A 17835-nucleotide genomic window follows, 5' to 3' on the forward strand; every position below is an offset into this window, starting at 1 on the left:
GGAGGATGTCATGGGCAGAGGTGCCAGGCCGAGTCAGCGGATGATCGCTGAGCTCGCGCAGGTGTCCCAGTCGGCCGTGTCTCTCGTCGTGAGCGGGCAAGCCGAGATGAACCGCATCCCGCTCGCCACTCGCGAACGCATCGAACGCGTGATGGCGGAAGTGGGCTACGTTCCGAACGTGGCTGCCCGTTCGCTCAAAGGCCGGCGCAATGGTCTCGTCGGCGTGTACACCTACGAGCGCGTGTTTCCGGTCCGTGAGGACAACTACTATCACGAGTTCCTCGTGGGCATCGAGGAATCGGCCGTCGATCTGGGCCTCGATCTCGTGCTCTTCACCTCGACGCTCGGGACGGGCGGCTCTCGCAACGTCTACGAGCGCGGAATGAACCGGCTGCGGCTGGCTGATGGTGCGATCTTCTTCGGTCTCGCCCGTGACGACAACGAGCTGGAAAGGCTCGCGACAGACGGATATCCGTTCGTCTTCATCGGTCGACGCACGATCGGGGGAGCCGAGATCCCGCACGTGACCGCGGACTACGCCGGCGGAATCGGTGCCGTGGTCAGCGCGCTTGTCGGAGCCGGCCACCGGCGCATCCGGTACGTCGCCGGCATGCAGCCGGACGGTCCGCAAGCTGAACGCCGCGCGGCGTATCTCGCGCACTCCCGAGAGGCGGACCTGGAGCCGTCCCTGATCGAGATCGCCCCCGACGAGGTCGAGTCCTCCTGGTCGACGCTTCAGAGCGACGGTGCGAGCGCGCTGATGGTTGAGACGGTCGAACTCGCCGAAGCGATCGCGCATGCCGCAGCCCAGCGGTCGCTCTCCATCCCGCGCGATCTCTCCGTCGTCCTCTTGGATGTGCCGGCCCGTGGCGCCGCCGCCGGAGCATGGAGCCATATGGCGCTTCCCCGGCGAGCGATGGGCGGCGCGGCTCTTCGGCTCCTGCTCGCGCGACTGGATGACCCGGATGCCGTCGCGCCCGTGGTCCTGCCCGTGAGCGCGCCCGACCAGAACACGATCGGTCCGCCCGCGAGCTGACGCCCGCATCTGGGAGCGGTCGCCATCCTGGGCGGCGGCCTCACCGCTCATACGAACCAGCACGGCTCAACTTCAACGTATACGCCCGAATCCATCCAATGAAGGAAAGAGAACAATCATGAAGACCATTCGTTCGACTCGACGGGCGACGATGCCCGTCGCGCTGGTTGTCGGCGCCCTCGCCGTGACGGGATGTGCGGGGGGCGCGTCCCCCGGCACCGACGAGGGAGACGCTTCGGACACTCTCACGGTGTGGTTTCCGGGGTCGAGTCAGCCCGAGATCGAGCTCGTCACCGAGACGCTTGTGCCGCAGTTCGAGGAGGAGACCGGAATCGACGTCGAGGTGACGTTCGTCGACTGGGGCGATCTGGCGCCGAAGCTCAACTCGGCTTTCGCGGCGGGCACCGCTCCCGACGTCTTCGGTCACGGCCCCGCGGCCGCGGCCGACCTCGCCGCGAACGACCGGGTGATGAGTCTCGATGACTTCGTCGCGGAGATGCCGCAGGAAGAACAGGCCGATCTGAGCGCCGCGCTCACCGGCGGTCAAGTCGACGGCACGCAGTACCTCATGCCGCTCTCGATCAGCGGGCAGCTCATCGCCTACCGCGCGGACCTTCTCGCCGAAGCCGGCGTCGACCCCGAGGGCATCGCTTCGTGGGACGATCTGTACGCGGCGGCCGAGGCGCTCACCGTCCGTGAGGGGGATCGCATCACGCGTGCGGGTGTGCTCCTCGGCACGGCGGCGATCCAGCGCAGCCTCACGTTCAACGCCCTCATCAGCGCGGCGGGTGGCGAACTGATGTCGGCGGATGGGTCCACATCGGAATTCGCCGGCCCGGAGGGGGTTGAAGCCCTCACCTATTTCACTGACCTGTACAACGGCGAGGACGCCGTCGCCGACAACCTCGGCAACGACTATCTCAACAGCGCTCCCGCCGAGCAGCCGTTGACGACCGGCGCTGCGGCGATGACGCTCCTCACCTCGCAGGCAGTGTCTCAGATCGTGGCGGCGAACCCGGATCTGGAGATCGGAGTCCTCCCGGCACTGGAGTTCAGCCAGCCTGCGGCGTTCGGCGGCGCGGGAGCCGGCCTTTTCATTAACGCCGACACCGCAGCGCCGGACGCGGCCTGGGACTTCATCGAGTTCATGACCTCGAGCGAGATCAGCACGGCTTATGCCGAGGGGACGGGCACCATCCCGATCCGTGCGTCGGCGGCCGACTCGGAGTACGTGCAGAGCAGCCCGATCGTGCAGGCGTTCCTCGGGCAGGTGGAGAACTTCGTGCCCAACCCCAACGTGGTGTCCTGGACGCAGATCCGCGACGTCCTCGACACGTACCTCGAGCAGGCGCTCGCCGGAGTAGCCACTCCGCAGGAGGCCCTGGACGGCGCGGCCGAGCAGGTCGCCGGCATCGTGGGTTGATTCAGAGAACATGACCGTCACCAGCACGCCGGTCGGGGGGCTCGTCTCGGGCTCCCCGGCCGCGGCCCCGGACCCGCGCCGGCGCCGAAAGTCCCGCCGGCTCGCCTGGGCCGGGTTCCTCTTCGTTCTCCCGGCCGCCGTCTACATCATCGGATTCCAGCTCATCCCGGTGGTGTACGGACTGGTCCTGAGCTTCACCGACTACAGCCCATTGTCGCGGTCCGGCCCCGAGTTCGTCGGCGGCGCCAACTTCGCGAAAGTGCTCACCGACCCGCGGTTCCTGAACTCGCTTCTGGTGACCGGGCAGTACGTGCTGCTCGTGCTTCCCGCGCTGCTGGTGCTGGCACTCGTGCTCGCCATGGTCGTCAACCGCCCCTTCCGAGGCGTGGGTATCTTCCGATCCGCTCTCTACATCCCCCACATCGTGTCGCTCACCGCTGTGAGCATGGTGTGGCTGTGGCTGTACTCCGACAACGGCGCGATCAACAGCCTTCTCGCCACATTCGGCATGGACCCTCAAGCGTGGCTGCTGGACCCGAACACCGCTCTGCCGGCTGTCGCCGCCATGCGGATATGGAAGGCCCTCGGCAGCAACATGGTGCTGCTGCTGGCAGGCCTTCAGACGATCCCCGCAGAGTTGTATGAGGCCGCGCGCATGGACGGGGCGGGCGCCTGGGCCCGATTCCGGTACGTGACCTTGCCCGGGCTTCGCCCCATCCTGATCTACGTCGTCGCGATGGACATCATCTTCCTCGCCCAGTCGTTCTCGGAGATCTTCGTCCTCACCAAGGGCGGTCCGCTCTCGAGCACCACGGTGACGAACTACCTCGTCTACACCGAGGCATTCCAGTACAACGCAATGGGCAGCGCATCCGCGATGGCATTCGTCCTCTTCGCCTTCATCGCGGGCTTCTCCCTGCTGTCCATTCGCAGTTTCGCCCGGAGGTCTTCATGAGCGCCCCCGCTGCACCCCGCACCCATCGCCGCTGGGCTCGGCGATTCCGCCCTGGATCGTTTCTGCTCCTCTTCACCACCACCCTGCTGGTGCTGCTGCCCTTCCTATGGATGGTCAGCATCGCCTTCACCCCGCCCGAGCAGGCGTTCGGTGACGCCAGCCTCATCCCCAGCGAGCCGACCCTCGACAACTTCGTCCGAGCGCTCGAGGAGGCGAACCTGCTCCCCGCGCTCGCCAACTCGCTGGCCGTCGGACTAATCGCCGTCATCACCAACTGCGTGATCGCCATCGCCGCCGGCTACGGTTTTGCGATGCTGCCGTTCCGCGGCAGCACCGCGCTGTTCTTCACACTGATCGCGACCGCGGCGATTCCGATCTCGGTCACCTTGATCCCGCTCTTCCTCATCGCCCGCGGGTTCCCGCTGCTAGGCGGCAACGACATCGTCGGGCAGGGGGGCATCGGCATCCTGGACTCCCTGGCGGGAATCGTGCTGCCGTTCATCGTCCTGCCGCTCAACATCTTCCTGGCGCGGCAGTACTTCTCCTCGTCCGCCCCGGATCTCGCCGAGGCTGCGCGCATCGACGGTGCGGGGGAGTTCCGGGTGTTCTGGAAGATCTACCTTCCGATCGCCCGACCGCTCGTCGCCGTCATCGCGATCTTCTCCTTCACCGCCGTGTGGGACGACTTCCTCTGGCCGCTCGTCATCGTCACCTCCCCAGAGATGCAAACGGTGCAACTGGCCCTCACCCGCTTCCTCGGCTCGGGCAACATCCAGTACGGCCCGATGATGGCCGGTGCCGTGCTGGCCACCCTCCCCGTACTTCTCGTCTTCCTGTTCAATCAGCGCCACTTCATCTCGGGCCTCGCCGACGGAAGTGTCAAGGGCTGATGCACCGACCCACCGAAAGAGAAACCTTGTCCCTCACTGCACTTCCTCGTCGCGCCGACCTGCTCGTGATCGGCGGTGGGCTAGGTGGCGTGGCGGCCGCGCTGACCGCCGTTCGCCTCGGTCGCTCCGTCATCCTCGTCGAACGCGGCGACTGGCTCGGTGGCCAGTGGACGACCCAGGCCGTCCCGCCAGACGAGAGCCCCTGGGTCGAAGAGGTCGCGTCCGACAGCTATCGCCGCCTGCGCGAGACCGTGCGCTCGCTCTATCGCTCCCAGTACCCGCTGACCGCACATGCCCACAGCCAGGATCGGCTCAACCCGGGACTCGGCAGCGTCTCGCGTCTGACTCACGAACCGCGCGTCGGCGCTCTCGCCATCGAGTCGCTGCTTTCACCGGCCATCGCCACCGGCCGACTGACCGTGCTCCGCCAGCGCGAGCCGATCGCCGTCCACCGAGACGACAGGCGCATTCTCGCCGTGGACGTGCGCGATCGCCGATCGGGCGAGATCGTCTCGCTCGAAGGCGGCGTGGTGGTCGATGCGACGGAACTCGGAGACCTGCTCGAACTGGGCGCATTCGACTTCGTCACCGGCGCCGAGAGTCGCACGCAGACCGGCGAGCTCCATGCCATCGACAACGCGGATCCCCTCGACCAGCAGGCGATCTCCTGGTGCTTCGCGGTTGAGCACCGGCCGGGTGAGAACCACGTCATCGACCGGCCGACGTCCTACAGCTACTGGCGTGACACGCACGATCCCCGCTGGCCGGGGTCGCAACTGTCGTGGGTGGATGTTGTCCCGTACACACTGGACGAGCGGTATCACTCGATTTTCGCGGGAGATCCCGCCAAGGCCGACTCCCTCGACGGAGACGACTTCTGGCACTTCCGTCGCGTGATCGGAACACGCAACTTCGGCCCTGATTACCCAGATGTGACTCTGGTCAACTGGCCCCAGATCGACTACTGGGAGAAGCCGCTCGTCGGGCCGGGTGTGGACGAGCCGGCGCGACAGGCAGCGCTGGCGGGCGCGCGGGGCCTCTCAGAGTCCTTCCTGTACTGGATGCAAACGGAGGCGCCGCGAGCGGACGGCGGCACCGGATACCCCGGCCTCAGGCTTCGCCCCGACGTCGTCGGCACCGACGACGGCTTCGCGATGGAGGCGTACATCCGCGAGTCACGGCGGATCCGGGCGCTGTTCACCGTGACGGAGGCCCACATCGGACGAGAGATGCGCGGCGATGCCGCCGCCGAGACGTTCGCCGACACTGTCGGGATCGGCTCGTACCGCATCGACCTGCACCCCTCCACATCCGGTCGCACCTACGTCGACATCGGGTGCCACCCATTTCAGATCCCCCTCGGTGCGCTCATCCCTCGCGACGCGGACAACCTCATCCCGGCCAACAAGAACATCGGCACGACGCACATCACCAATGGCGCCTACCGGCTGCACCCCGTGGAGTGGTCCGTCGGCGAGGCGGCGGGCGTGCTGGCCGTCGAGGCGCTGGGGACAGGGCTGACCACGGCTGCGGTGCATGACACGCGGACGGGCGACGTGCAGGACGTTCTGCGCAGACTCGGTGCGCCGCTGAAGTGGCCGGAGCACATCCGCACCAGCGGACTCGAGCACGACAGCATCCGCAACGAGACCGTATCCGTCTGACTCCGCCCGCGTGTCGGGAACCGGACTGACGCGCCGCAGGTTGCCCGGTTGCGGGACGGTGAGCAGCCGCGGGCCTCTCAATGGTGACTTTGTACGCTGGTACTCGCACCGCCACATCTCCGTCAACTCTCGATCTGCAACACTGGGTTACCCGCCGTTCGATGGCCGCGGGGCTTGCGTCGTCTTTTGGCCTCGGGGGTGGCCGTTCCGAATGAGCACGTTGAAGTTGAGCCTCGAGCATGGGTGGAGTTTTGAGAACCAGCCCGACCTCTACGAGTACGACGTGATGGGTAACTCTCAGTTCGGGTTCGCGCGGTTGTGGAGTGGCGGGATGCGGACAGCGCTGTCGAGCCGAGAAGGAATCGTCCACGTGGTCGCCCTTGTCGAAGGGGCTGCCGAGATGGCGGTGGAGGGCAAGCCCGCGGCGATTGAAGCTGGCCAAATCTTGCTGGTTCGCGGGGATGCGGCGCTGGAGGGAGTCTCATTGCGTCCTTTCGCCAGGTATGGCTGGTTCTTCAGCGAGAGCTTCTTGGAAGGGCGCGAATACCGGCATCTGATGGGCGAGCCACGGTCGATCCCGCGGGAATCTCTATTGGCGATGACATCCGTGGCGAACGCCTCGCTCGGCGCAGGCGCGGCCGCTCGGATGAGGCCCTCGATCCACACCCGGATAGCAATGGAGCATTTGGTCGCCGCGGCTGCCGTTGAAGCTTCCGTTTCGGCCCGCGTCGACGCCGTCCACCGAGATCGCCTCTTCCTGACAGCGCAGGCCGTTATCGCAGAGCGGTTCCGAGACCCCGGATTCACGATTGATCTCCTGTGCAAGGCTCTCTCGGTGAGCCACAGTTCGCTCTACCGCGCGCATGAATCTATGGGCAGCACACCCCGTCGAGCGATCGAACGACTTCGAGTCTCAGAGGCAACGAGTCGGCTCGCGTCGATTGAGCAGATGAACACGAAGTCGCTCACAGAGGTCGCATCTGAGGCTGGGTTCACCTCGGTCGTGCAGATGCGACGAGCCTTTGCGCGCGCGGGAATTCGCCAACCGCAGGTTCGTCGTCGACCCCCGGGTTAGACCTGCTAAACAGCGGGACTGTCGCGCGCTAAGACGCCGAGAGTGTAGCTGCACTGGAGCTTCTGGAAGGGCGTCGGTGAGGTCGGCCGGGCGCAGTCGAGGCGTGCGACAAATACCTGATGCCAGGGGCAGAGGGTGCTCGTCCGGGTGAAGCGCTGAGACAATTCCTGTCTGCAGTGACCACTTTCTCCCAGATTTTCCTGAGTCTGTCCGGCAGCGGGTGGCGTTTTAGCAAACTCTCATCGTGCTCCTCATCTTGACGGCCAGTGGCCCGGTGCGGGGCGGTTCGACGTGTGTAAAGACAGCGAAGCACGGCCTCCGGGAGACGAATTGATGACAACGCCTGCGAATCGACGTGTGCAACTACACAGCGCACCCAATCTCCGCGACCTCGGCGGTCTGGCCGCGGGGGGCGAGCGCATCGTGCGCCCCGGTGCCATCTACCGATCGGCGACCCTCGCGCGTCTTGCCGGCACCGACCTCGACGCGTTCGCTGGTCTCGGCATCACCACCGTCTACGACCTGCGCACCGCGGGCGAACGCGCCACCGAACCCGACAGCCTACCCGCCGGCGTCCGCACGGTCGGTCTCGATGTTCTCGCAGACAGTACAGAGGACGTCGCGGCGAGTGTCGGTCAGCTCGTCACCGACCCGGCAGCGCTCGCGGCCACGCTCGGTGACGGTCGAGCGACAGCGCTCATGGAGGAGTCATATCGCAACATCGTCAGCCTGCCGTCCGCTCTCTCCGCCTACCGGGCGTTCTACCTCGACCTGATCGACCCGACTCGCACTGGTGCGGCACTGTTCCACTGCACGACCGGTAAGGATCGCACAGGGTGGGCTGCGGCATCTCTCCTCCTCCTCCTCGGGGTCGACGAGGACGACGTCCGGGCTGACTACCTTCAGACGAACTCGGATCTTCTTCCTGCGCTGCGCCCGATCATCGACGCCGCGGCGGCCAAGGGCGTCGACACCTCGCTGCTCATGCCGGTGCTGGGGGTGAGCGGCGAGTACCTCGACGCGGCCATCGATGAAGCAACCAGCCGCTTCGGCGACATAGACGGATACGCACGAAAGGGGCTGGGACTCACCCACTCCGATCTCACCGCGCTCCGCCAGCGGTTCGTCGGCCTCCCCAGCTGATATGACGAACATCGCTATGCCCGCCGATTCGTCCGTTGGCGGCGACCTTGCGGCTCGAATTGTTGAATTGGAGGCCGAGAACTCACGACTCCGCGCGCGCGAACCCCGTAGACATCAGTTCTCTTGGCGCACATTCGGCGCGATCCTGTGCATCGTCGTCGCTGCCGTGCTTGTTCCGGTGTCGGTGGTCAGCGCGTGGACGCGGGGGGAGCTCATCGATGAGAGTCGTTTCGTGGAGACCTTCGCGCCGTTGGCGGGCGACCCTGCGGTGCAAGCGGCAGTTACGGATGCCGTGGTCACGCTCATCGACGAACAGGTCGGCATCGATGCGACCACCGACGCCTTGTTCGACGGTGTCGAGGACCTGGGGCTCGGCGATCGGGCGATCGCGGCGCTGGACATGCTTCGGGCCCCTGCCGCCGCAGGCGTTCACACCCTGATTCAGTCCGGCGTCACGGCGTTCGTCTCATCCGATCTGTTTGCTGATGTGTGGACCGCGGCGCTCCGCGAGAGCCACCGTGCGCTCACCGCCGCTGTCACGCCCGGTGCCCCCGATACAGCGCTGGTCATCGACGGCAGCGGTCACCTCAGCATCCAGCTCGCACCGATCATCGAGCAGGTGAAGGACCACCTGCTCGCAAATGGCTTGACCATCGCGTCGCAGATTCCCGCAGTCGATGCCACGTTCGTCGTCGCACAGTCCGACGCGCTCGCACTGATCTCGCCCCTCTATGCGCTCGCGACGACCGCCGGATATGTTATTCCGCTGCTGTCGGTCGTCCTGTTCGTCGTTGGGATCGCACTCGCCCGAAAGCGGCGACGCGCAGTGATAGGGGTGGGCGTCGGTCTCGCTGTTCCCGCCGCGATCCTGCTCGCCGCGCTTGGCGTCGGGTCGTCGGTCTTCATCGCGAGCGCGGCCAGCATGGATATTCCCGCGGACGCTGTGGCGGCGGTGTACGAGCAGACGATCAGCCGGGTGCGGCAGAGCACGGCCGCAGTGCTCCTCGTGGGCGTCTTCACAGCGTTGCTTGCGGGGCTGGTCTCGAGCGCTCGGATCCGTCGCGCGATGATCGCGTTGAACGTCCGTGTCCGGTCGGTCGCGCGCGTAGAGCAATGGGCTCATCAACGGTGGCGTGGGGTTCTGCGGCAGCAGAGGGTCGTGTTGCGGGGCGCCATCATTGCTCTCGCTGTGGCCGTGATCGTTCTCGGCTCGCTCCACGCTGGCGGCATCACGCTGACCGTGGTGCTCTCCCTGGTCGCCTGGTGGGTGCTGGCCATCCTTGAAGCGCAACCGGGCGACATTGAGCGGGCGCCGGCGGAACCGACAACAACGTGACCCAGGCTGCCGCGCGGCAGCAGCACCTTCCCGTAAGCGATGCCCCACCACCCCTCAAAACCATCACGATCAGGAAACTCATGTCCGCAACGACAGTCAACGTTCTCAACTTCGCACGCGCAGAAACCGACCTCATGTTCTCGCGGTTGGCTGCGAGCGTCGGCCTTGGCCGCTGGAACCACACCCGTGGGCTGAAGGCTCTCGGTGATCAGCCGATCATTCGACAGAACCGCGACACGCTCTACAGCAGCGCTGTCGTCGATGTGCGTGAAGGCGTGACGCTCACGTTGCCGGACACCGGCACGCGGTACATCTCCGTCCATGTCATCAACCAGGACCACTACACCCAGTGCATCCTTCGTGACCCCGGCGAGCACACGCTCACCAGCGAGCTAGCCGGCACCGACTACGCCGCAGTTCTGGTGCGCATCCTCGCCGACCCGAACGATCCGCACGACGTCGCCGAGGTGAACCGATTGCAGGATGCGCTCGGCCTTGCCGGTGGAGGAACCGGAGACTTCCCGCTCCCCGACTACGACTCGCCCTCCCAGGCGGCGACCCGCGACGCGATCCTCGCGCTGGGACGCGGAGTCTCCACGTTCGACCACGCATTCGGCACACACGCAGAGGTCGACCCCATCATGCATCTACTCGGCACGGCCGGCGGCTGGGGCGGCTTGCCCGAGTACGAGGCCACCTACATCAGTGTCGACGAGGGACTGCCGGTCGCGGATTACCGGCTCCGGCTCAAGGACATCCCTGTCGACGCGTTCTGGTCGGTATCGGTGTACAACGCCGCCGGCTACTTCGACCCGAACGCGCTCGGCGTGAACAGCATCAACAGCCTCACCGCCGCACCCGATGCAGACGGCACTGTCACCGTGCATTTCGGCGAGGACCCGACCGGCATCCCGAACTCACTGCCCATCATGCCGGGATGGAACTACACGCTCCGGCTCTACCGGCCCCACTCGTCCGTGCTCGACGGCACCTGGGTGCCCCCACGCCCCCAGGCGATATAGCGGTGCCCGCGCTGCACGTACTGGCTCCCAGCTGCCCGGGACTGTCGATCCGCGGTCTCTGACATATTCGCGCCCGCCCGCCGCGCGACCCGCGTACCGTCCTCCGACTGTGTCGGGGGCTCCGAATTCGTCTCAATTTCTATCGAAGGTGGCTCCGTCGTGAACCCGCAAGATGTTCTTCCCTTCCCTCCCACCGCCTCCGCGAGCATCGCGGGCCGCACCATGCAGGAGTCGGTGTACGGTCAGCGCGTCACACCGTCGAGGCTGCCGGAGGATGCCCCGAATATCGTCATCGTTCTCATCGACGATGCAGGGCCGGGGCTTCCGGATACCTTCGGCGGCGAGGTGCGGACCGATACCCTGTCACGCGTCATCGGCGAAGGGATCGGGTTCAACCGGTTCCACACGACCGCGATGTGTTCGCCCACCCGAGCGTCACTGCTCTCGGGCCGCAACCATCACCGCATCGGCAACGGTCAGATCGCCGAACTCGCGAACGACTGGGACGGGTACGCCGGTGAGATCCCGCGGTCCAGTGCGCTCGCGGCCGAGGTGCTGAAGGACTATGGGTACTCGACATCCGCGTTCGGCAAATGGCACAACACGCCCGCGATCGAGACCGGCGTGACAGGTCCGTTCCACAACTGGCCGACGAGCATCGGATTCGAGTACTTCTATGGTTTCCTCGCCGGCGAGGCGTCGCAGTACGAGCCCAACCTGGTACGCAACACCACCAGCGTGCTGCCGCCCAAGACAGCTGAAGAGGGCTACCACCTCAGCGAGGACCTCGCCGACGACGCGATCGGCTGGCTGCGCGATCACAAGGCGCTCGAACCCGAGAAGCCGTTCTTCATTTACTGGGCGCCTGGAGCAGTCCACGGGCCGCACCACATCATGAAGGAGTGGGCCGACAAGTACGCCGGGCGATTCGACGGGGGCTGGGACGAGTACCGGGAGCGCGTCTTCGCGCGGGCGAAGGCTAAAGGCTGGATTCCGGGCGACGCGGAACTGACCGCCCGGGATGAGCGTATGGCTGCCTGGGACGACATCCCCGAAGACGAGCGCGCCTTCCAGGCCCGTCTGATGGAGGTCGCCGCGGGATTCGCCGAGCATGCCGATGTGCAGGCGGGCCGGGTGATCGACGAGTTCGAGCGTCTCGGCTACGGGGACAACACGCTCATCATGTACATCTGGGGCGACAACGGCTCCTCAGGGGAGGGCCAGAACGGCACGATCAGCGAGCTGCTCGCCCAGAACGGCATCCCCTCGACCGTCCAGATGCACATCGAGGCCATGAACGAGATGGGCGGCCTGGATGTTCTCGGCTCCTCCAAGGTCGACAACATCTACCACGCTGGCTGGGCCTGGGCGGGAAGCACGCCCTATAAGGGCATGAAGCTGCTCGCCTCCCACCTCGGCGGCACCCGCAACCCCATGGCGGTGCGCTGGCCGGCGAAGATCATCCCGGATCCGACGCCGCGCTCTCAGTTCTTGCACTGCACCGACATCGTGCCCACCCTCTACGACCTCATCGGCATCACCCCGCCACGTGAAGTCAACGGTGTCCACCAGGACCCGATCAATGGGTCGAGCTTCGCTGCGGCGTTGACGGATGCGGAGGCGAAAGAGACGCACCTCACGCAGTACTTCGAGATCCTCGGGAGCCGCGCCATCTACCACGACGGCTGGATGGCGTCGGCCTTCGGTCCGCGTGCTCCGTGGGTTCCCGGTCTGCCGGAGGGGATTGCCGAGTGGACCCCAGACCACGACGCGTGGGAGCTGTACCACCTCGCCCAGGATTGGACGCAGGCTCACGACCTCGCCCAGGCCAACCCCGAGAAGCTCGCACAGCTCAAAGAGCTGTTCGCGATCGAGGCCGCGAAGAATAGCGTCTACCCGATCGGCGGCGGCCTCTGGGTGCCGATCTACCACCCGGAGTTCCGGATCTCGACCCCGTACCGCAGCTGGAGCTTCACCGGCAGCCTGCGCCGCATGCCCGAAGTCATCGCACCCGCACTCGGCAACCGCGCCAACACGGTGACCATCGACGCCGTCCTGCCCGAGAACGCGAACGGCGTGCTCTACGCACTCGGTGGCGCAGGCGGTGGGCTCACGTGCTACATGGACGACGGGTACCTCTGCTACGAGTACAACATGTTCATCATCCAGCGCACCAAGATACGTTCCAACGAACGCCTGGCAGCGGGAAGGGTCAAGATCGTCGTCGAGACCCGCTACATCGAGCCCCGGCCAGCCGGCCCGTTGAGCATCGTCATCACTGTCGACGGCTACGAAGCTGCAACCGGTACCGTGCCGATCAGTGTGCCTCTGTTGTTCACCGCCAACGACTGCCTCGACATCGGCGTCTGCCTCGGTGGAGCGGTCTCACTCGACTACTTCGACCGAACTCCATTCCCCTTCACCGGCGAGATCAACAGCGTCGACGTCATCTACACCAACTGACCAGAACGACACGTCGGCCCTCCTGCCGGTGATGACGCCGGAGATCGGCGCAAGTTCGGCGCTTGGGCGATGATGGCCGTCGCGACGCTATGGAAGCACCCGGGTACTTTATGGCTGTGACGGAATGTCTGACGGATCACAGCCCGGCGCACGCATCGACCCCGACGGTGGCGATCGTCGGTCCAGGGGCGATCGGCGCGGTGATCGCCGCGGCCCTCCATGAAGCGGGTCGTTCGCCCGGCCTGTATGGCCGCACCGCGCGCCATAGCCTTGAGGTCATCGCCGGGGACGAACGTATCGTCGTGCCCGGCCCGGTGCGCACCGACCCAGACAATGTTCCGGGTCCGGCCGATGTGGTGTTTCTCGCAGTCAAGGCCACCCAGATCGACGCGGCGGCCCCATGGCTCGCAACGCTGTGCGGACCCGACACCGTGGTGTGTGTCCTGCAGAACGGTGTGGAGCAGATCGCCATGATCTCGCCGTACCTTTCGGAAAGAACAACGGTCCTTCCCTCGGTCGTCTGGTTCCCTGCCCAGGCGGAGGTCGACGGGTCCGTGCGTTTACGCGGGGAGGCCCGACTGACTCTCCCGAAGGCGCCCGGCGCGAAGCGAATCGTCGAAACACTGCGTGGGACACGCTGCACAGTCGAACTGGCCACCGACTTCCCCTCCGTCGCCTGGCGCAAGCTACTCCAGAACACCGCCGCCGGGCTGATGGCCCTCACGGGCCGCCGGTCCGCCATGTTCTCCCGTCGCGACGTCGCCGACCTAACGCGGGCATATCTGCACGAGTGTCTGAACGTCGCCCGCGCCGAAGGAGCGCGACTCGGCGACCAAGTTCCCGAAGAGATCCTCACAGGCTTCCAGTCCGGCCCCGCCGACATGAGCACCTCAATCCTTACCGACCGCCAAGCTGCACGGCCCCTGGAATGGGATGTCCGCAACGGCGTCATCTCCCGCCTCGGCCGCGCTCACAGCATCCCCACGCCAATCGGCGACGTCGTCACCACGCTCCTCGCGGCGACGAGTGACGGCCCGGGTTGAGGTGCACCCGCACCAACGCCGACGGAACCTTCGGCGCTAGCCTGCTCTCGAGGCCAGTCATGCAGGTTGAGTCAGGGCGTGCCCGCTCCCCCTGGGTGAGTGACGTCGATCGCGAGAATAGGCTCGGTGGCGTGACCGGAAGCGTGATGACGATGGCCGATGAGCTGTAGTCCGATGGAGTTCAGATCCCTCCGCCTCCGTCACCGCCACTGTGCCTTGACCGACCAGGCGAATGTGTGCCCGGATGTGTGTGTCGACGAAGGCTCGAGATCCGCGGCTTCAATGGAGAGTTCCCGGCACATTCCCGGCACAAAGGGGCAAGCCGAGGCCCCCATCCGGCCAATCTCGCGGCGTCAGCGACGATGAGGAGCGCAAGCCATCCGGTCGCGAAAAACGCCACTGACCAGGAGAATTGAAGAAACGCCCGTGAGTAGAAGCCTCACGAGGGTTTCAGTGGCTCCGACGGGCGTCGATCCCGTGACCTCACGATTTTCAGTTGATTGAGCCAAGCCCTAGTTGGAGTCGACCCAGGCGGCCAGTGTCTCGACCGCCTTCCGGCCTTCAGCAGAGAGCACGTGACGGTATGGGTCTGATGCCTCCGGGCTGCCGTGACCGCTGACACCAGCCGACGCTGCCCACGGGATTCCAGCGTGCTCGGACAGGGTGACGTACGAGTGGCGGAACCAGTGCGTGGTCGCGTCCGGTCGGTCGATTCCCGCGCGGGCCAGTGCAGTGCGGAGGTCGGCGTTGTCGTCGGTGTTGGTCTTCGGTGATCCGTTCGCACGATGCCAAATCAGCCCATGTGGGTTCGGGCCGAGATCGGCGTCGCGATGAGCGCGCAGTTGCTTGATTGCTGAGTCGGTGAGGGGAATCTCGCGGGGCTGCATGTTCTTCGGGCGCACCAGCACGTGCCGATCCTCGAGTGCTACCCACTCGAGGTCTGCGGCCAGATCGATGTGGCGTTGGGGGCAGTTGCCTGCACGCTTCCTGCCGCAGTCGCCATCACAACCGTGCGCGAATGTTGCGTCAGTCAGCGACCACGACAAGCTCGCTACGCCCCGGTCAAGCTCGACGTCCTCCCAGCGGAGCGCACGTGCCTCGCCGCTGCGCAATCCGGTGAGTAGAGCGAGCGTCCAACGCGGATCGCCCGCTCCGAGCAGCGTGCGAGCCTCCTCGCGTGTGAGCGAGGATCGGGCCTTCCCTGGGCGAGTGCGTCGGGGAGGGGTGAGTGCGGCGACGTTCTCGGCAATGATGCGTTCCGCCCTCGCATGCTCGAGCAGGCTCACCAGTGTGCGATGCGCGCTCGCGACCGTGGAGTCTCCGGCGCCGCGTTTTCGCACGGTGGCGTGCATGCGTCGCACGTCGGCGGGGGTGAGGTCGGCGGCGATGCGATGACCGAGGACCGGGAGGATGCTTGCCTTGAGGTTGGATCGATACCCAGTCAGCGTCTTCGGCTTCGTGCGGCCGGCGACGTCATCGAGCCAGGCCTGAGCCAGGTCGCTGACGCGCGTGGAGCGATCAAGGACCAGGCCCATCGAGTCGCGCTCCCGCAGCATGAGGTTGAGCTTCTTGACGGCCCCGTCCTTGGTCTTGGACATCCGCGCTTTCTGCAGTCGCGCGCCGCTCTCCGGGTCGAATCCGACGTCCACGACTGCGCGCCACATCTTTCGGCTCTCGACCCAGTAGAGGGCTCCTTGGCCGTGCTCACGCGACTTCGGCATGCCGGCATCGTAGCAATAGGTATACACATAGGTGTACACATAGCCATGGCGTGCTGTGGTGAGGTGTGCCGCGAGAAGGCCGGAAATCCGCGGAAGTTTATCCGCACGATACCCCATCAGCGGGGTGATCTCCGATTGGGAAGCAGAAGTTCTGCCATTGAACTACAGCCCCGGACGCCGGATCCCGGCGCGTGGCAAGGATAACAGAGCGGATGCCGTGGGCACGAAGTCACGGCATCCGTCGGCGTCGATCAGAGCGATGCCTCGATGATGCGCGCGCCGGCGACGGCCGTGCTCGCCGGCATCCGTCGTCGTCACGAGCGTACGGCCTGTCACGTTCGGTCAGCGAGGATGCCGCCCGGATAGGCTGGCTGCGTGCTGCTCAGTGACCGCGACATCCGGCTCGAGATCGACGCGGGACGCATCGGGCTCGATCCGTGGGACCCAGCCATGGTGCAGCCCTCGAGCGTCGACGTGCGGCTCGACCGGTACTTCCGTCTCTTCGACAACCACAAGTACCCGTTCATCGATCCGGCCGAGGATCAGCCCGAGCTGACGCGGCTCATCGAGGTCGACCCCTCCGAGCCGTTCATCCTGCATCCCGGCGAGTTCGCGCTGGGGTCCACGTTCGAGCAGATCTCGCTGCCCGACGACATCGCGGCGCGCCTCGAGGGCAAGTCGTCGCTCGGTCGCCTCGGCCTGCTGACGCACTCGACCGCCGGCTTCATCGACCCGGGGTTCACGGGTCACGTCACGCTCGAGCTGTCGAACGTCGCGACGCTCCCGATCAAGCTGTGGCCGGGCATGAAGATCGGGCAGGTCTGCTACTTCCGGCTCACCTCGCCCGCCGAGAACCCCTACGGATCCGGCCCGTACGGCAACCGGTATCAGGGTCAGCGCGGGCCGACGGCATCGCGCTCGTTCCAGAACTTCCACCGCACGAGCGTGGGGGACACGGATGCCGGGAGCCGCGGCGCCTGAACGCTCAGGGCGTCTGCTCCACGATGCTCGGCTCGCGCGCGTAGACCTGCACGGTCGAGTCCTCGAGCACGAACTGCAGAGACGTACCCAGCGGGAAGCGATCGCGCAGCGCTTCGGGCGACGAACTGACGACCTCCATGGATGCCGACGCCGGATACGACCCCGCGGCACAGCTGCCGGCGCCGAACCCGTCCGGCGGGGTCAGGATGTAGAGACAGGTCTGCGCACTCCCTTGTGCGACCGACTGCGGGAACGACAGCACGGTGAGGCCGTGGAAGCCGTCGAAGACCAGGCCGTCGGCGGGCCGCGCCCCGAAGAACATGTCCGGCCACTCGGCATCGGAATCCTCGCGCAGGACGGCGACCCTGCCTTCCTCGAGGTTCTGGATCCAGGCCGACACCCCCGCGCCGATGAGAAGGGCTGCGACGACCGAGGCCGCCCACAGCACGGGGATGCGGCGCCACCACGGCCGGGCCGGAGTCTGCGCAGACACCTCTGAGGTCGGCGTGTCGACACCCGCGACGGGCTCGGCCGCCGCCGACCCGGAGCCGGTACCGGCAGGTTCAGCAACGTCGCCCGGCGTTCCGGCACCGGGCAGCGTCGTCGCGCCGGTCACCGGAGCGGACGCATCGGACCCCGGCGCGGGTTCGCCCGAACTTCGGGTCGTGATGCCGCCGCTCACACCGGCTGCGGCATCCGTCCCGACGCGGTCCCCGCCCGAGACCGCCTGGTGACGGTCAGCGGTCTCCGGCAGGCCCTCCTGCGCGGCCGGCGCCGCCGGCTGCGCAGGAGCGGCATCCGCTGTGGGCACGGTCGACCCCGTTCGCGCCGCCGAAGCCCGGGCCTCCAGCTCGTGCAGGCGCGCCAGCGCTGCGGGATCGGACTGGATGTCGGCATCGCGCCCATAGGCGCGCGCCTGGAGGGCGCGGAGCTCATCCAGCGGCAGGTCGGTCGGCGTTGACATCGAGGCCATCCTCCCTCACGCCGGGAGCGAAGGCGATCGTGCGCCCGATCAGCCGGGGCATCGTGTCGGGCACCACGCTGACCGGGGAGCTGCGGCGGGCGATCCCCGGATCGCCCGCC

At 66.5% G+C, this 17835-nt stretch carries 14 protein-coding genes; 12 read left to right on the forward strand and 2 right to left on the reverse strand.

Annotated elements, in window-relative coordinates; all coding sequences use genetic code 11:
- Positions 1–40: 40 nt before the first annotated feature.
- The 11 genes from VIP82_RS05240 (at position 41) to VIP82_RS05290 (ending at position 14050) form a co-directional block, all read left to right on the forward strand.
- Positions 41–1036: a LacI family DNA-binding transcriptional regulator gene (locus tag VIP82_RS05240; protein ID WP_331906361.1), complete on the forward strand. Its 996-nt coding sequence runs from the start codon at positions 41–43 to the stop codon at positions 1034–1036.
- 118 nt (positions 1037–1154) lie between these two features.
- A complete protein-coding gene (locus VIP82_RS05245; protein ID WP_331906363.1) occupies positions 1155–2459 on the forward strand; it encodes an ABC transporter substrate-binding protein in 1305 nt (434 codons plus the stop codon).
- Between the two features lie 10 nt (positions 2460–2469).
- Positions 2470–3414 (forward strand): carbohydrate ABC transporter permease, encoded by a 945-nt coding sequence (locus VIP82_RS05250; protein WP_331906365.1) that lies wholly within the window; start codon positions 2470–2472, stop codon positions 3412–3414.
- Positions 3411–4304 (forward strand): carbohydrate ABC transporter permease, encoded by an 894-nt coding sequence (locus VIP82_RS05255; RefSeq protein WP_331906367.1) that lies wholly within the window; start codon positions 3411–3413, stop codon positions 4302–4304. The genes VIP82_RS05250 and VIP82_RS05255 overlap by 4 nt, the downstream gene beginning before the upstream one ends.
- Positions 4305–4330: 26 nt before the next feature.
- A complete protein-coding gene (locus VIP82_RS05260; RefSeq protein WP_331906369.1) occupies positions 4331–5968 on the forward strand; it encodes an FAD-dependent oxidoreductase in 1638 nt (545 codons plus the stop codon).
- 211 nt (positions 5969–6179) lie between these two features.
- Positions 6180–7043 (forward strand): AraC family transcriptional regulator, encoded by an 864-nt coding sequence (locus VIP82_RS05265; RefSeq protein ID WP_331906371.1) that lies wholly within the window; start codon positions 6180–6182, stop codon positions 7041–7043.
- 333 nt (positions 7044–7376) lie between these two features.
- Entirely contained in the window at positions 7377–8186 is an 810-nt protein-coding gene (locus tag VIP82_RS05270) for a tyrosine-protein phosphatase (protein WP_331906373.1), read from the forward strand.
- Between the two features lies 1 nt (position 8187).
- Entirely contained in the window at positions 8188–9522 is a 1335-nt protein-coding gene (locus tag VIP82_RS05275; RefSeq protein ID WP_331906375.1) for a hypothetical protein, read from the forward strand.
- Between the two features lie 80 nt (positions 9523–9602).
- Positions 9603–10544 carry a DUF1214 domain-containing protein gene (locus VIP82_RS05280; RefSeq protein WP_331906377.1) on the forward strand — a complete coding sequence of 314 codons (942 nt, stop codon included), beginning with the start codon at positions 9603–9605 and terminating at the stop codon, positions 10542–10544.
- Between the two features lie 159 nt (positions 10545–10703).
- Positions 10704–13007 carry an arylsulfatase gene (locus tag VIP82_RS05285; protein ID WP_331906379.1) on the forward strand — a complete coding sequence of 768 codons (2304 nt, stop codon included), beginning with the start codon at positions 10704–10706 and terminating at the stop codon, positions 13005–13007.
- A gap of 116 nt (positions 13008–13123) precedes the next feature.
- A complete protein-coding gene (locus VIP82_RS05290; RefSeq protein WP_331906381.1) occupies positions 13124–14050 on the forward strand; it encodes an oxidoreductase in 927 nt (308 codons plus the stop codon).
- 512 nt (positions 14051–14562) lie between these two features.
- Here VIP82_RS05290 and VIP82_RS05295 read toward each other — a convergent pair.
- A complete protein-coding gene (locus tag VIP82_RS05295) occupies positions 14563–15888 on the reverse strand; it encodes a tyrosine-type recombinase/integrase (protein WP_331906383.1) in 1326 nt (441 codons plus the stop codon).
- 258 nt (positions 15889–16146) lie between these two features.
- On the opposite strand from VIP82_RS05295, the gene dcd reads away from it, so the two are divergent.
- Positions 16147–16752 carry a dCTP deaminase gene (gene dcd / locus VIP82_RS05300; protein WP_331906385.1) on the forward strand — a complete coding sequence of 202 codons (606 nt, stop codon included), beginning with the start codon at positions 16147–16149 and terminating at the stop codon, positions 16750–16752.
- A gap of 4 nt (positions 16753–16756) precedes the next feature.
- On the opposite strand, the gene VIP82_RS05305 is transcribed toward dcd, so the two are convergent.
- Positions 16757–17716: a hypothetical protein gene (locus VIP82_RS05305; RefSeq protein ID WP_331906388.1), complete on the reverse strand. Its 960-nt coding sequence runs from the start codon at positions 17714–17716 to the stop codon at positions 16757–16759.
- Positions 17717–17835 lie beyond the last annotated feature (119 nt).

The organism is Microbacterium sp. (genome assembly GCF_036566905.1).
Taxonomy (GTDB): domain Bacteria; phylum Actinomycetota; class Actinomycetes; order Actinomycetales; family Microbacteriaceae; genus Microbacterium.

Excerpts from the sequence above, each read along its gene's own strand:
- VIP82_RS05255 (WP_331906367.1), top strand. The coding sequence starts at position 3,411 with ATGAGCGCCCCCGCTGCACCCCGCACCCATCGCCGCTGGGCTCGGCGA.
- VIP82_RS05240 (WP_331906361.1), top strand. The coding sequence starts at position 41 with ATGATCGCTGAGCTCGCGCAGGTGTCCCAGTCGGCCGTGTCTCTCGTC.
- VIP82_RS05275 (WP_331906375.1), top strand. The coding sequence starts at position 8,188 with ATGACGAACATCGCTATGCCCGCCGATTCGTCCGTTGGCGGCGACCTT.
- VIP82_RS05305 (WP_331906388.1), bottom strand. The coding sequence starts at position 17,716 with ATGTCAACGCCGACCGACCTGCCGCTGGATGAGCTCCGCGCCCTCCAG.
- VIP82_RS05295 (WP_331906383.1), bottom strand. The coding sequence starts at position 15,888 with ATGGGGTATCGTGCGGATAAACTTCCGCGGATTTCCGGCCTTCTCGCG.
- VIP82_RS05265 (WP_331906371.1), top strand. The coding sequence starts at position 6,180 with ATGAGCACGTTGAAGTTGAGCCTCGAGCATGGGTGGAGTTTTGAGAAC.
- VIP82_RS05245 (WP_331906363.1), top strand. The coding sequence starts at position 1,155 with ATGAAGACCATTCGTTCGACTCGACGGGCGACGATGCCCGTCGCGCTG.
- VIP82_RS05280 (WP_331906377.1), top strand. The coding sequence starts at position 9,603 with ATGTCCGCAACGACAGTCAACGTTCTCAACTTCGCACGCGCAGAAACC.
- VIP82_RS05250 (WP_331906365.1), top strand. The coding sequence starts at position 2,470 with ATGACCGTCACCAGCACGCCGGTCGGGGGGCTCGTCTCGGGCTCCCCG.
- VIP82_RS05270 (WP_331906373.1), top strand. The coding sequence starts at position 7,377 with ATGACAACGCCTGCGAATCGACGTGTGCAACTACACAGCGCACCCAAT.